General features: G+C 51.2%; 12 protein-coding genes. 9 read left to right on the top strand and 3 right to left on the bottom strand.

Features of this window, described 5'->3' with window-relative positions; all coding sequences use genetic code 11:
• Positions 1-17: 17 nt before the first annotated feature.
• From NT073_RS28990 to arsB, 5 genes are all read left to right on the top strand, one after another.
• Positions 18-347 (top strand): metalloregulator ArsR/SmtB family transcription factor, encoded by a 330-nt coding sequence (locus NT073_RS28990; RefSeq protein ID WP_297381044.1) that lies wholly within the window; start codon positions 18-20, stop codon positions 345-347.
• A 124-nt stretch (positions 348-471) separates the two neighbouring features.
• Complete coding sequence (locus NT073_RS28985) at positions 472-1,368, top strand: arsenite methyltransferase (RefSeq protein ID WP_297381042.1); 897 nt, start codon at positions 472-474, stop codon at positions 1,366-1,368.
• 78 nt (positions 1,369-1,446) lie between these two features.
• A complete protein-coding gene (locus NT073_RS28980; protein ID WP_297381039.1) occupies positions 1,447-1,938 on the top strand; it encodes a GNAT family N-acetyltransferase in 492 nt (163 codons plus the stop codon).
• Positions 1,939-1,949: 11 nt separating this feature from the next.
• Positions 1,950-2,375, top strand: coding sequence for an arsenate reductase ArsC (locus NT073_RS28975; protein WP_297381037.1), 426 nt, complete (start codon positions 1,950-1,952; stop codon positions 2,373-2,375).
• Positions 2,372-3,433, top strand: a complete 1,062-nt coding sequence (gene arsB, locus NT073_RS28970; RefSeq protein ID WP_297381034.1) for an ACR3 family arsenite efflux transporter — start codon at positions 2,372-2,374, stop codon at positions 3,431-3,433. The genes NT073_RS28975 and arsB overlap by 4 nt, the downstream gene beginning before the upstream one ends.
• Before the next feature lie 79 nt (positions 3,434-3,512).
• On the opposite strand, the gene NT073_RS28965 is transcribed toward arsB, so the two are convergent.
• From NT073_RS28965 to NT073_RS28955, 3 genes are all read right to left on the bottom strand, one after another.
• Positions 3,513-3,914 carry a hypothetical protein gene (locus NT073_RS28965; protein WP_297381031.1) on the bottom strand — a complete coding sequence of 134 codons (402 nt, stop codon included), beginning with the start codon at positions 3,912-3,914 and terminating at the stop codon, positions 3,513-3,515.
• 233 nt (positions 3,915-4,147) lie between these two features.
• On the bottom strand, positions 4,148-5,845 hold the full coding sequence (locus NT073_RS28960; protein WP_297381028.1) for a hypothetical protein: 1,698 nt from the start codon (positions 5,843-5,845) through the stop codon (positions 4,148-4,150).
• 170 nt (positions 5,846-6,015) lie between these two features.
• Entirely contained in the window at positions 6,016-6,831 is an 816-nt protein-coding gene (locus NT073_RS28955) for a purine-nucleoside phosphorylase (protein WP_297381026.1), read from the bottom strand.
• 268 nt (positions 6,832-7,099) lie between these two features.
• Here NT073_RS28955 and NT073_RS28950 point away from each other — a divergent pair, with 268 nt between their 5' ends.
• The 4 genes from NT073_RS28950 to NT073_RS28935 all read left to right on the top strand — a co-directional run bounded on the left by NT073_RS28950 (position 7,100) and on the right by NT073_RS28935 (position 14,423).
• Complete coding sequence (locus NT073_RS28950) at positions 7,100-8,140, top strand: LacI family DNA-binding transcriptional regulator (RefSeq protein WP_297381023.1); 1,041 nt, start codon at positions 7,100-7,102, stop codon at positions 8,138-8,140.
• 143 nt (positions 8,141-8,283) lie between these two features.
• On the top strand, positions 8,284-9,525 hold the full coding sequence (locus NT073_RS28945; protein ID WP_297381021.1) for a mandelate racemase/muconate lactonizing enzyme family protein: 1,242 nt from the start codon (positions 8,284-8,286) through the stop codon (positions 9,523-9,525).
• A 184-nt stretch (positions 9,526-9,709) separates the two neighbouring features.
• Positions 9,710-12,841, top strand: a complete 3,132-nt coding sequence (locus tag NT073_RS28940) for a SusC/RagA family TonB-linked outer membrane protein (RefSeq protein ID WP_297381018.1) — start codon at positions 9,710-9,712, stop codon at positions 12,839-12,841.
• Between the two features lie 46 nt (positions 12,842-12,887).
• Entirely contained in the window at positions 12,888-14,423 is a 1,536-nt protein-coding gene (locus NT073_RS28935) for a SusD/RagB family nutrient-binding outer membrane lipoprotein (RefSeq protein ID WP_297381015.1), read from the top strand.
• Positions 14,424-14,432 lie beyond the last annotated feature (9 nt).

The following is a 14,432-nucleotide window of genomic DNA, read 5'->3' as shown; positions in this document are numbered from 1 at the left end:
CTTCTTACTTTTGGAGGATGGGACTGACCAAAACAGAAATTTTCACGGCAGAACAGAACCGCATTGCGGATCTGGCAAAAGCTTTCGCCCACCCGGCTCGTGTCGCTATCCTGCAATTGTTAGCCCAGAAGAAGGCTTGCGTCTGTGGCGATATTGTTGACGAATTGCCGTTGGCTCAGGCAACCGTTTCGCAGCATTTGAAAGAGTTGAAACGCATAGGCATCATTCAGGGTAGCATCGACCCGCCACGGGTTTGCTACTGCATCGATGAATCTATCTGGGAAGAAGCCCGCCAGTTATTTGGACAGGTATTTGACTCAGTTATTGTTGAAAAAAGCTGTTGCTGATTGGTTATTATTTATCGAGTTAACAATTACTAGTCAAGAGTAATACTCATTAACTCAATAGCTACTAATTATCAACCAACTTTTACCCTAGTCAATCGTAATATTACAATTAACCAATACAACTATGCAAACCGATGATCAGTTAAAAACCGTTGTCCGCGAAGCGTACGGTCAGATTGCCAGCCAGTCGAAAGCGTATAACGAAGCATCCTGCTGTGGTGCAACCAGTTGCTGTTCGCCCACCGACAATCCCGCTATTATGGCCGACGACTATAGCCAGCTTGCCGGTTACGTAGCTGATGCCGATCTTGGCTTAGGCTGTGGCTTGCCTACCCAGTTCGCACAGATTAAACCCGGCGATACGGTTATTGACCTCGGTTCGGGCGCGGGCAACGATTGTTTTGTCGCTCGCCATGCCACAGGCCCAACCGGCAAGGTCATCGGTATCGACTTCACCGAAGCCATGATCAGCCGCGCCCGGAAAAACGTCGATTCGCTGGGCTACAACAATGTCGAATTTCGATTCGGAGATATTGAAGAGATGCCCGTTGCCGATAATACCGCCGACGTTATCGTTTCCAACTGTGTGCTGAATCTGGTTCCCAACAAGAAAAACGTAATTTCCGAAATCTGGCGCGTACTCAAACCCGGTGGTCATTTCAGTATTTCCGACATCGTACTCGTCGGTGATTTACCCGCCAACTTACTCAAAGCGGCCGAACTGTATGCGGGTTGTGTGTCGGGAGCTATTCAGCAGGACATTTACTTGAATCTGATTCAGGAAGCCGGTTTTACCAACCTGACGCTGCAAAAGCAGAAAGCTATCTTCCTGCCCGATGAGCTATTGGCCAACTACCTCACGACCGACGAAATAGCGTCCTTCCGTCAAGCAGGCACGGGCATCGTTAGCCTGACAGCTTATGCCGAGAAACCCTCAACGCTCGCTAAGCCCCGTGTTCAGCTCATCGACTTGACAACGAAAACGGATGCCTGCTGCGAACCCGGCAGCAGTTGTTGCTAAGTGGTTACTGATTATTAATTAATCAATCGCTGCTACCAATAACCAGTACCGATAACGAACGACCAATAACTAACCACTATGTTAATCAGACCTGTACAGCCCACCGACTGGCCTGCGATGGCCGCTATTTATCAGCAAGGCATCGACACGGGCAATGCCACCATGGAAACGCAGGCACCCTCGCCCAAAACGATGGCGACCTCCTATATGGCTTCCCCGCAGTTAGTGGCCGTTGAAGGCGATATCGTTATTGGCTACGCCCTGCTCACAGCCGTGTCGGGCCGGTGTATTTTTGCGGGCGTGGCCGAAGTGAGCCTGTATATTGATGCCGCTCACCGGGGCAAAGGCGTGGGGCAACAACTCCTTAATCGACTCATTGCCGAGAGTGAAGCAAAGAACCTCTGGACTTTACAGGCGAGTGTTTTGCGCGAGAACACAGCCAGTATAGCCCTGCACAAACGCTGCGGCTTCCGCGAAATTGGCTACCATGAACGCATTGGCAAACGGGCTGGTGTCTGGCGGGATATTTTACTCCTCGAACGACGGAGCCCAACCGTAGGCATTGATTAATCCCAAAAAAGATGAAAACGATTCTAGTACTCTGCACGGGCAATTCAGCCCGGTCGCAAATGGCCCACGGCTACCTTCAGTATTTTGCGGCAGACCGCGCCACGGTATACAGCGCCGGGGTAGCCCCGCATGGTGTCAATCCGCTGGCCATTCAGGTAATGGCCGAAGACCATGTCGATATTTCGCACCATACCTCCAACCATGTCGATGAATACATGAATCTCCCCATCGACTATGTCATTACCGTATGCGACAACGCCCGTGAACAGTGTCCTTATTTTCCGTCGACGGCGGAGATGATCCACCACAGTTTTACGGACCCTTCTCATGCTCCGGAAAGCGAACGGTTGACGCAGTTCCGGGTGGTTCGGGACCAGATAAAACAGTATAGTGAACAATTTATTAACGAACGGCTGGCTGAGTCGGTAGGGGAATGAATACCGAAACGCTACCGGGTAAACCCGTCAACCGACAGCTTCCTTTTCTGGACCGCTACCTCACGCTGTGGATATTCGGAGCGATGGCCCTGGGTATTCTGCTGGGCAACCTGTTTCCTCAAATTGAGCAATCCCTGAATGCCTACCAGCAGGGTACAACCAATATTCCACTGGCAATTGGCCTAATCCTGATGATGTATCCGCCCCTGGCCAAAGTCCGCTATGACCAGTTGCCTCAGGTATTCCGAAACCGGAAAATCCTGCTTCTTTCGCTGGTACAAAACTGGCTTATCGGACCGGTGTTGATGTTTGTGCTGGCCGTTTTACTATTGCCCGACAAACCCGAATACATGACCGGCCTGATCATGATCGGCATCGCGCGTTGTATCGCCATGGTCATTGTCTGGAATGATCTGGCCCTCGGCGACCGCGAATACGTAGCCGGCCTGGTGGCCTTTAACAGCGTCTTTCAGGTCTTTTTCTATTCGATTTACGCCTATGTTTTTGTTACGGTACTACCTCCCCTATTCGGTTTGCCCGGTATGGCAGTCGACATCAGCATCAGTCAGATTGCCGAGAGCGTGTTCATCTACCTGGGTGTTCCGTTCCTGGCAGGCATGTTGTCTCGCTGGTCACTGACCCGCTGGAAAGGGCAGCACTGGTACGAAACCCGTTTTCTGCCAGCCATCAGTCCCATTACGCTGGTAGCCTTGCTCTTTACCATCGTGGCCATGTTTAGCCTGAAGGGTCGTCTGGTCTTGGAACTTCCGGGCGATGTATTACGAATAGCCCTGCCGCTGGTTATCTACTTTGTTCTAATGTTCTTTGCCGCTTTCTACCTGGCCAAACGCGCTGGAGCCGATTACCCCAAAAGCACGTCGCTCGCCTTTACAGCCGCTGGCAATAATTTCGAACTGGGCATTGCCGTAGCCATTTCTGTGTTCGGCATCAATTCCGGCGTAGCGTTTGCCGCTGTTATCGGGCCGCTGATCGAAGTACCTGTACTGATTCTGTTAGTCGGCTTTGCGCTTAAACAGCAACCTAAATTTAGTAGTTGATATAAGAATAGCCGCTACCCTACAACGACACGGGCTACACCAAAAGTGTAGCCCGTGTCGTTGTAGAGAACTCTTTGCGCTAATTAATCGCGACCAGACGTTGCGGGGCAGCCATTGGCGTGGTAGCCCCAAGTTGTACCTGCTTAATAATGCTGGCACCGCTTGCCGACTTTATTTCCAGCTCGTAAGCTCCATTTGGTAAATCCTCTACGTTAAGCTGCAAGCGAGCCTGCGTTTGTCGTTTGCCTACCTGTTGCGTAAACAAATAATTACTCTGACCAACTTCACGCAGACTGATACTTACCGACTCAACCGTTGTCTTGTCGACGGCCAGCTTAATTTTGTTGGTATTGGTGATGTAAACGCTGGCATCGAAAGAAGCCGGTTTTGTTGGATTAGTTGGATTGGCCAGCAAAGGTGTGGCGCTTACAAAGAGGGCGGCAACTATTTTAGCAAAAGCGGAAGTAAGTGAGTTGTTCATGGCTGTAAGTTGTTGTTTTTACGTACTGTTTGAGTTCACGTACTATATGCCAACAAGTATGCCAATAGATCAACCCATTGACTACCAACAAATTACATAAAACAAGCATGAACTGATTTGTACGATAGCGGACAAAAGTGGTCCGCTATCGTACAAATCAGCCGGACAGAATTGCCAACAGCAAAAGCCGGATTGACCGTTTGTCAACACGTAGCAGGGAAACCGCTCACCAATCAGTAAACAGACGATACCGGAAGGCGCTCGGCCTTTGAAAAAGCGGATTTGTAACCGGCCTCGATTCTCGCCAGTTCAGCCCGTTTACCCTGAAGGGCAAGCGCTATATGAAGCCCAACCAACGACCAGCCATTACCCGGATGATGCGCCAAATCCTCGCGATACACAAGTTCAGCTTCTTTTGCTTTTTTTAGTTGCAGCAGATAAGCTCCTAAAAACTGACGGGCTGGCAGAGGCCAATCGCTAGGCTCCGTATAGATCAGTTGATCTTCCAGTTTGATAGCCTGATCGAGGGCCGCAAAAGCCGGATCAGGCGCCTTTTGAGCGAACTGTAGTGAAGCGTCCAGAATATGTCCGGCCATACGGGCTACGGGCAGGGGCGCATTGAAAGGAATACGTCGTTTTTCAAGAATCGGGTCACTCAACCGCTCCCGAAGCCGTGTCAGTTCCCGTTGAGCTTCCGCCGTTTTCCCTAGGGCCACCAGCGCCATGCCCCGTGAAAAATGATCCAGCAACATGGCATAAGCCCACTCATTCTGCGGTTTTGGTGCCGCCAGAATCTCGTTCCATTTACCCAACCTCACCAACGTCAGGGAAGGTAACATGTACAAGTATTGATCGTAGGTATTCCCGGCCACCGGAGAAACGGATTTGCGGCAGCGCAGGGCGTCTTTCAAGCCAACTTCGTACATCCCTCCCGACAAAGCGCAGTACGTCTGAACGGCAAAATAATGGGGCGAATGCTTTACCAGATTTAAATGAGCCGCCAGCGAATCATAGATCAGCAAGTTGGCATCGGCTTTGTCGTTGACCTGTACACCCTGCTCAAAAAGACCGTTTCGCTGGTATTCGTGGCTCGCCATGTGAACCATGTGCGCAACGCCCGGCAGCAGTGTTTTGAGTTTATCGGCGCTGGGCAAGGCCACTTCAGGCTGTCGGGACGCTTCGGTCAGATGGATCTGGTAATGCAGGGCTGCCGGATGATTCGGGTATTGCGTCAGTACATCCCCGGTCAGGTCGACTACCTCCTGCGTCCAGTCTTTGGGCTTGCCATCGGTTGTCCAGAAGTCCCAGGCATGGATCAACATGATGGCATCTACATACAGCATCTTGATCTCCGGGTCATCAAACTCGGCAATCAGTTCTTTGGTTGCCGACGCGTAGGCTTGGTTAAGCGTTTTGCGATCATCCACGGCCGTATCGGTCGCGTATCGGGTGTTCATAACCTGAATCAGCCTTTTCTCTTTCGCGGTAGCATTCGATACTAACTCGTTCATGCGAGTCAGAATAGTGGGCATATTCGGGGGAACGGTGTATGTATGGGCCGCATTGTAATAAGGTCCTCCGGCCAATGCCTGTCCCCACCAGGCCATCGGGCAGGTGGGGTCCAGACGGGACACCTCTTTAAACGATGCCATCGCTTCCTTCATGTGGTAGCTGTAGTACATCGTCAGACCCTGATTGAAGTAAAACTGAGCACTATCCGACCGGGTAGAGATCGGATACGAATGATCTCCCCAACCTGGCAGAGGAACCATAAATTTTCCATTTTCCAGCTGACTGACACGGCCACTGGCATCAGACCCACACATGGCGATACTTGTGCCCGTTTCAGAAACGGATACAGAGGAGGGCTTGCTAACGAAAAAGGCAGCTAAAAGTAGAGGAAAGAACAAAACAAGAAAGACAGTTTTCATATCAGTATGTATCTTCAGGAGGAAATGAACAGGCTTGGGATCATGACTCGTTACAGATGATTATTAAGAAGGAATATAGGCTTTTTCGTTGTGTTTCACACGACAGCCCTTAGCAAATGGTCGTACGACCCTGCTGAGGGAGCGCCTGCCAGCCAACCGAATAGTCCATTTTACAAGCGACCAATCATTTCTCGAATCAGCGCCGTTAGCTTTGGTTCGGCTTGTGCAGCAGCTGCCAGAATCTTAACCAGTTCTGCCTTTTCCAGCGTATCGGGAAAGCATAAATCAGTAATGACAGATATGCCAAAAACCTCCATACCGAGCTGATTCGCCACGATCACTTCGGGTACTGTTGACATGCCAACGGCATCGGCACCCCATTGGCGTAGCATTCGGTATTCGGCCCGCGTTTCTAGTTGCGGCCCCGTTACGCTCACATATACACCCTTTTTCAACGGGATAGCTAGCTCTGATGCAATCTTAAACGCCAGATCGATAAGGGATTTTCGGTACGGCTCACTCATATCGGGAAATCTGTCGCCAAAAATGGGCGGATTCGGGCAGATCAGCGGATTTTGCGGCAACAGTAGACTAATGTGGTCGTTGATCACCATCAGATCGCTGGTCTGAAAGGCCGGATTCATTCCGCCGGCCGCATTGGAAACGAGCAGCGTTTGTATACCCAGCGCATGCATCACCCGAACCGGGTAGGTAACCTGCTGCATGGTATAGCCTTCATAATAATGAAACCGCCCCTGCATAACCATCACCGATTTACCACCCAGTGTGCCAATCAGTAATTTGCCCGAATGAAACTCAACCGTCGAGAGGGGAAAATGCGGAATTGTCTCGTAAGGAATCGTTGTGTCGATGTCCAGTTCATTGGTGAGAGCACCCAAACCGGTTCCGAGAATAATACCAATGGCTGGCCGAAGGGTTGTTTTTGATTGAATAAACTGAGCGGTTTCCTGAATCTGTTCAAACATGATTGCTAAGCGGGTATTTTTTCTACAAAGAAACCGCTTGTTGGCTTAATCAACTAGCCAGTATGTTCTCTTTAAGGCTGCCAGAAACCATCTTTTTGAGTTTCCTGATAATCCTTTACCTAGGCATGCTTTCTAATAATAAAACAAATTGCAATAAAAATAATAATAGTTCTTGCTTTGCTTAAACGATTAACTTTATATTTGTTTGATTTTATTACCGGAGCCCGCTTATCCCACCAATCGGATAGTTTAATTCGGAAAAATAAGGATGAGTAAGACGAAGGTGTCTATAAAAGATATAGCCCAAAGAGCCGGTGTCTCCACCGCTTTAGTGTCTTACGTATTGAATGGAAAGGAAAAAGAAAGTCGGGTTGGGCAGGAAATAGCAACGAAGGTCCGGCAAATAGCTGCCGAACTGAACTACCAGCCGAGCCATCTGGCAAAGAGTTTACGAAGCGGGAAAACGCATACTATAGGCCTGGTCATCGCCGATATATCGAACCCCTTCTTCGCCAACATTGCACGGGTGGTTGAAGATGAAGCAAAACGAAACGGATATACAGTTATTATCGGCAGTTCGGATGAAAACGCCAGCAAATCGCAGGATTTACTCGACGTGCTGATTAACCGGCAAGTAGATGGGTTTATCATTGTCTCGTCAGAAGATTCGGAAGAGCAAATTCGCTGCCTGAACGACAAGCATATTCCCTTTGTGCTGCTGGACCGGTATTTTCCGGATATCCCAACCGATTTTGTATCAACAGACCATTACAAGGCATCGTATGACGCAGGCACCCACTTAGTCAGGAATCGATACAAACACATTGGCATGATCGCCTACGATTCGCAGCTGTTTCATATGCAGGAACGAATCAGAGGGTATCAGGACGCACTCCGGGATAACCACGTACAGGCACATGAACACTGGTTGAAACGAGTGAAAATCAGTGCCATCGACACCGGCGTAAAAGCGGCCATCGACAGCATGCTGGCTATTGACCAGCCCATCGACGCGCTGCTGTTTGCCACCTACAGCCTGGCCGTAAGTGGACTGAAACATATAAACAAGCTTGGCATAAAGGTGCCGGACGATCTGGCTATTGTCAGTTTCGGACAAGCTGAAGTATTTGAATTGTACTACTGCCCGATCACTTACCTCAAACAGCCTATTGTGCTGCTAGGTCAAACGGCGGTTGAATTACTGGTAAAAAAACTAACCCATAAACTAACCGAACCAGCCCAGATACTTATGAAAGCAGAGTTGATCGAACGAGCCTCGTCAAAAACAAAGAAAACCTTAACCATCTAGTTTTATGCCCTTGCTTAATCGTTTAAGCGAGAACCTTATACTGATTATTCCTAAACCTTGACCGATTGGGTGGATGTACCCAGATTGACACCTTTTATTGCCTATTCCTACCCTTAATCTGCCTATTACTTACCCTTAACTTTATGGAAAGACGAAACTTTCTCAAGTCGGCGCTCGTCGGTTCAACTGCCCTCTGGGCGGGTTGGCCGACGAGTCTGGCGCAGGCACCACCGAAACTAAAAATTACGAAAATCAGGTATTACAGCGCCCCGGGCTACAACAAACCCCTGTTTAACCAGGCGCGTGGCATCGTAGAGATTTACACCGATGGCGGCATTATTGGCATTGGCGAGGGCGGTTCCAAAGATATGATTGAGCAATGCGCCCAGATGATGATCGGCGAAAACCCGTTCCGCATCGAGCACATCTGGCAAAACGTGTACCGGGGCATGTTCTATCCGCCGGGCCGCGAGAAACTGCACGCACTGGGTGCTCTGGAAATGGCCCTTTGGGACCTTAAAGGAAAAGCGTTGGGTGTACCTGTTTATGAATTGCTTGGCGGGGCTACCCGCGATTATGTTGAGTGTTACGCTACGGGGTTTCGGGCTTCCAAAGCCAAAACAGAAGAAGAACGGGCCAGAGACTGCATAGAGGCCGGTTTACGCGCCTACCGCATCGGCCCAACCGGCGGCAACGGCGAACAGCCGTTCGATTTCTACGACAACGCAAAGAAAACGATTGAGATCTGCAAACGCATCGACGCGGCCGTTGGCGGGGGCGGCAAATGGGCCCTCGACCTGCACACCCGCTTCGACACCACCGAGGGTATCAAGATCTGCAAAGCGCTGGAAAATCTGGAGCCTTACTTCGTGGAAGACATTGTCCGCTCCGAAAACCCGGCTGTCTATAAAACCGTCCGCCAGATGACCACCGTACCCATTGCCGTCGGTGAGCAATTCGGCGACCGCTGGGATATTAACGAATTCATTGAGCAACGCCTGATCGACTATACGCGGGTAACCTTACCCAATACGGGTGGCATCGGTGAGTTCAAAAAGATAGCCTCTCTGTGCGAAACGCACTATGCAGGCATGATTCCGCACTTCACGGGGCCACTGTCTACTGCGGCACTGGTACACGTTCTGGGCTCCAGCAGCCCCACCCGCTGCCTGATGGAGTTAGGCGGTGGCGAACCCGAACGGCCTGCCTATTTCAACGAGGATTTTATAAACTTCAAAAACGGCAAACTGTATCTAAATCCCGAGCCGGGCCTAGGTGTCAAATTCGACCCCAAGAAAGCAACGTTTGTACTGGAGGTAGCGGCCAAAACGGAGTTTCCTCACCCAATCCTGAAAAGTCCCGATGGCGCCATCCACAACTGGTAAGCGTACCCCTTCTACAACCTGAAGATCGATTAAAAGCTTGTTGCTGTAGTTCCTTTATCCTGTTCCAATCAGGGTTGGGTAAACTCATTTCATCACTGTCAGAAATTAGAATTATATCAGTATTAATCATTGATATTCAAGGACAATACATTGCCTATTCTGCTACCCTAAATCTCTGTTACACATGAATAAAGCTCTAATCTTTCTTTGTTGTCTGCTCCTGAGTTGCGGTCTGTTACACGCCCAGACGAACCGAATAACCGGTAAGGTAACCGGTACGGACAAGGAGCCATTACCTGGCGTGAACGTTCTGGTCAGTGGTACTTCTGTTGGTACTGCAACCGATGCGTCGGGGAATTACGCCATCAACGCACCCGCCAATGCCTCGCTGATTTTCTCCTACATCAGCTACGTCAGCCAGACAGTACCCGTCAATAATCGCTCGGTCGTGAACGTCGAACTGGCCGAAGATGCCAAGGCCATCGATGAGGTAGTGGTCACGGCCCTTGGTATCAAGCGGGAAGCCAAAACGCTGGGCTACGCCACGGCGACGGTCAATTCTGAACAGATCAACGTAAACCGGACACCCAATTTCATGAGTGGGTTACAAGGTAAAATGGCCGGTGTCAACATCACATCTATGGGAACCGGTCCCGCCGGAACGGCTAAAATCCGCATCAGGGGGCAGTCGTCGTTCAGCGGACAGAACAACCCGCTGATCGTCGTGAACGGGGTGCCCATCGACAACTCCAACTACTCCCTCGGGGGTGATTTCGGTAACCGGGCGTCCAACAGTTCGGATGGGGGCGATGGATTGAGCAGCATCAATCCCGACGATATCGAGACCATGACTGTGTTGAAAGGAGCGACAGCCGCAGCTCTGTACGGCTCGCGCGCCAAAGACGGCGTGGTCATGATCACGACCAAAAGCCGGGGATCGGGCAAAGGCTTCGGTGTCACCTACAACGCCAACTTCACGACCGACACCCCGCTGGATTTTACGGACTTTCAATACGAATACGGGCAGGGCGAAGGCGGCAAACGACCAACCGACCGTAATCCAACCTCGGGTGTATGGAGCTTCGGGGAGAAATTCCAGCCGGGCATGACGCAAATTCTGTTCGATAACAAGACTTACCCTTACGAGCCCGTTTACAATCGGGTGCGCCAGTTCTACCGCGTAGGCACCAACTTTACGAATACTGTAACGGTCTCGAACAGCGGCCAGAACGGCGGTTTTAGCCTATCCTTTGGCAATACAGACAACCGGGGAATCATGGAAAACAACACCTTCAACCGCAAGGTGATCAACCTGGGATTCACGCAGAACATTACGCCCAAACTGACCGCACAGGGAAACATCAATTACTCGCTGGAGAATAACGTCAATCCACCCCAGCTAAATACCCAGGACTTGTCGGTCTCAACGGTGATTTTTACACTGGCCAACTCGATGCCTTTCGACGCACTGCGCGACAATCAGACATTGCCCAACGGCGATGAGTTCGTTTTTTCGCGGTTTTTGGTTCGGAATAACCCCTACTATTCCATGAGCCATAAATTCGAGAACGTCAATCGAAACCGTCTGTTCGGAAATGTGGCCCTTAAATACCAGTTCACCGACTGGCTGTACGCTCAGGCCCGCCTGGCGCAGGATTATTATGTGCGTAACCAGGAGTACAACATCCCGAACGGGTATGCGCCCATTGCCCGCGCCCCGGTAGGTTTTGTAAACGGTTCTTACACGCAGGATGTCCGTCAGAACACCGAACGGAACCTCGACTTGATTCTTGGCATGAATAAGACGTTTGGTACGATCGGCGTGGACGTAACGCTGGGTGGCAACCACCGCTACGCCCGCAACGATTACAACAGCGTATCGGTACAGGATTTTGTGCAGCCGGGGCTGTATACCGTCATGAACGGCCGCATCAAAGACCCGCTCTACAGTCTGGCCGAGAAAAAGATCAACTCCGTATTTGGGGCTGCTACGGTATCCTACAAAGACTTCCTGTTTTTGAGCGCTACCGCCCGCAATGACTGGTTCTCGACACTGGCCCCTTCCAACCGAAGCATTCTATACCCATCCGTAACAAGTAGTTTCGTGTTCTCCCAGGCGTTCGACAACATGCCCGCCTGGCTATCGTTCGGGAAGTTGCGGGCGGCCTATGCGCAGGTCGGCTCGGACAACGTCGACCCCTACTCCAATGCGCTGTATTTTTCGGTAGACAACAACTCCTTCCCGAACCCTTCTGGAGCGCTGGTGCCCGTGGGCGGCATCAATGCAACGGTTGTTCCCAATAAAAACCTGCGTCCGCTCCGTATTCAGGAGGCCGAAGTGGGACTGGAACTGAAGCTGTTTGCCAACAAAGTAGGCTTTGATTTCACGTATTACCACAAAACAACGGACGATCAGATTCTGGCCGCTCAGGTTTCCGATGCCTCGTCGTACACCAGCAAGCTGATCAACGTAGGCCGGAGTATGAACCAGGGACTTGAGATGCTGCTAACCTTCTCGCCCGTGCGGACGACTGCCTTCCGCTGGGATGTGAGCGCCAACGTGTCGTACAATACCTCTAAAGTCCTGAAACTTGGCTTATCCCCCAACGACACCGTCATTACCGTCAGCAGTGGCGGTGGCCGCACACTCAATCAGGTGGTGGGCAAGCCCATCGGGCAGTTGTATACCTTCACCTACCTGCGGGATGCGCAGGGTCGGCAGGTGTTCGACCCCAACAGCGGAATGCCACTTCGGAACAATACCCTGAAAAACGTGGGCAATGCCCTGCCAAACTATTTCGGTGGTATTACGAACACCTTCACATACCGGGGCATCGTACTATCGGCGCTGATCGACTTCAAGCTGGGCCATAAAATGATTGCGGGTCGTAACATCAATTACATGCGTCACGGCCTGTCGAAACGGACATTACCGGGTCGGGATGTAGGGTATGTGATCGGCAACGGGGTCAATCCAAACGGAGAGATCAACCAGACGAGAGCCGCCGTGCAGCCCTTCTACGAGTCAATCAATCCGCTGGGTATCAATGAAGATTTCGTATTCAACGCCGGCTTCTGGAAACTGCGTCAGATTTCCCTGGGCTACGATTTCGATAAGATCCTGCCCCAACGGTTTTTCCTGAAAGGCCTGCGGGTGAATGCGGTGGCCAACAACGTCCTGATCATCAAAAAGTGGACAGAGAACATGGACCCTGAAGAAGTGCTTGTTTCGTCGGATAACGCCGTAGGGCTGGATTTCTGGCCAGGCCTGCCACCTACCCGCAGCATCGGTTTCAACCTGAACGCCCGCTTCTAATTTTTTCTGTCATTTCCCGCAATGACAAACCCAAACGACAGAAATCATGAAAACAAATCTAAGATACATCCTTCCCTTACTCCTCTCGCTAAGCCTGCTTTCGGGCTGTGATGAAGGGTTTACCGAATTAAATACGAACCGGGTAAACCCGACGGCACTAGCTCCTTCGCTGGTGCTTAACAAAGCCATTATCAGCACTACCTACCTCGATGGCTTTGGCACGCTGGGCATGCTGACGTACAATTTTGGCATTGTGCAGCAGATCATTACGCCTTATGGCAGTTCGTTGTCGGGGGCCAACTACGACCAGGTCAACGGGAGCAATACCCCGCTGGTGTGGGTTAACTTCTACCGAAATGTGCTCAAACAGTTGGTCGCCGTGCTGGACCAGACCAAAAATGACCCGCTCCAGTCCAATACCTATAACCAGGCCCGCATCTGGAAAGCATACATCTTTATGATCCTGACCGATACCTACGGCGATATACCGTATTTCGAAGCGGGACAGGGCTACACGAACGAGATCATCTCCCCTAAATACGACGCCCAACAGGCCATTTACAAAGATATCCTGAAAGAGTTTGAGGAAGCATCGGCCGCGCTGACCACGGCACAGACGCCCGTCGTTACGGATATTCTATACGGGGGCGACGTTGCCAAATGGAAAAAGCTCGGCTATTCGTTTATGCTGCGAGCCGCCATGCGGTTAACCAAAGTCGATCCCGCCACGGCGCAATCCTACGTAGCCAAAGCTGTAGCGGGGGGCGTGTTCCAGTCCAACGCCGACAACTCGATTATCAGGCACACGGCCATTTACAACAACTACATTGCCAACCACCTGGCCGCCCGCGAAAAAACCAATTTCTACCTCGCGGCTCCGTTCGTTAATTACCTGAAAGAGAACAACGATCCGCGTCTGCCCATTTTCGCGGTTCGCTACGTAGGGGCCAAAGGTGGCCAGGAACAAACAACTTCGCGTGCCTCCTCCGACCCAAAAGTGCAGATCGGGATGCCGATGGGCTACAATGACGTGTCCATTACAACGACACTAGCCCAAAACGGAGTAGCCAGCCTGTGGGATTACAGCCAGGTAAACCTGAACACGGTATTGAAGTTAGATGCCCCTGAGTTTCACATCACCTACTCACAAGTGCAGTTGCTGCTGGCCGAAGCCGCCGTTCGGGGCTGGGTAACGGGCTCGGCAGCCGACTATTACGCCAAAGGTATCCGGGCCAATCTGGAACAGATGGCGTCTTATGGATCAGCCGTTCCGGAAGCTGATATTAAAGTGTATCTGGATACGCACCCCCTGGATGCGGCCAAAGCGCTGGAACTGATAAACACGCAGTACTGGGTAGCAACCTTCCTGGATGGCAATGAGTCCTTCGCCAATTTCCGGCGCAGCGGCTTCCCGGCCCTGAAGAAAAATCCGTACCCCGGCTCCGAAGTGAAAGGCGACTTCATCCGGCGCATGCCCTACCCGGACAGCGAGATCGTTGTTAATTCGGCAAACCTGAACGAAGCCATCACCCGGCAGGGACCAAACACGCTTGATACACGAGTGTGGTGGGACAAGAAGTAGGGATTCACC

Source organism: Spirosoma sp. (assembly GCF_026391055.1).
In the GTDB taxonomy this organism is placed as follows: domain Bacteria; phylum Bacteroidota; class Bacteroidia; order Cytophagales; family Spirosomataceae; genus Spirosoma.
The sequence above is the reverse complement of the archived record's forward strand: the minus strand, read 5'-3'. Positions and strand labels throughout refer to the sequence as shown.

What these genes read in the sequence shown, in the direction of transcription:
- NT073_RS28980 (WP_297381039.1), top strand. Translation starts at nt 1,447, where the DNA reads ATGTTAATCAGACCTGTACAGCCCACCGACTGGCCTGCGATGGCCGCT.
- NT073_RS28960 (WP_297381028.1), bottom strand. Translation starts at nt 5,845, where the DNA reads ATGAAAACTGTCTTTCTTGTTTTGTTCTTTCCTCTACTTTTAGCTGCC.
- NT073_RS28990 (WP_297381044.1), top strand. Translation starts at nt 18, where the DNA reads ATGGGACTGACCAAAACAGAAATTTTCACGGCAGAACAGAACCGCATT.
- NT073_RS28940 (WP_297381018.1), top strand. Translation starts at nt 9,710, where the DNA reads ATGAATAAAGCTCTAATCTTTCTTTGTTGTCTGCTCCTGAGTTGCGGT.
- NT073_RS28965 (WP_297381031.1), bottom strand. Translation starts at nt 3,914, where the DNA reads ATGAACAACTCACTTACTTCCGCTTTTGCTAAAATAGTTGCCGCCCTC.
- NT073_RS28975 (WP_297381037.1), top strand. Translation starts at nt 1,950, where the DNA reads ATGAAAACGATTCTAGTACTCTGCACGGGCAATTCAGCCCGGTCGCAA.
- NT073_RS28955 (WP_297381026.1), bottom strand. Translation starts at nt 6,831, where the DNA reads ATGTTTGAACAGATTCAGGAAACCGCTCAGTTTATTCAATCAAAAACA.
- NT073_RS28935 (WP_297381015.1), top strand. Translation starts at nt 12,888, where the DNA reads ATGAAAACAAATCTAAGATACATCCTTCCCTTACTCCTCTCGCTAAGC.
- arsB (WP_297381034.1), top strand. Translation starts at nt 2,372, where the DNA reads ATGAATACCGAAACGCTACCGGGTAAACCCGTCAACCGACAGCTTCCT.
- NT073_RS28950 (WP_297381023.1), top strand. Translation starts at nt 7,100, where the DNA reads ATGAGTAAGACGAAGGTGTCTATAAAAGATATAGCCCAAAGAGCCGGT.
- NT073_RS28945 (WP_297381021.1), top strand. Translation starts at nt 8,284, where the DNA reads ATGGAAAGACGAAACTTTCTCAAGTCGGCGCTCGTCGGTTCAACTGCC.
- NT073_RS28985 (WP_297381042.1), top strand. Translation starts at nt 472, where the DNA reads ATGCAAACCGATGATCAGTTAAAAACCGTTGTCCGCGAAGCGTACGGT.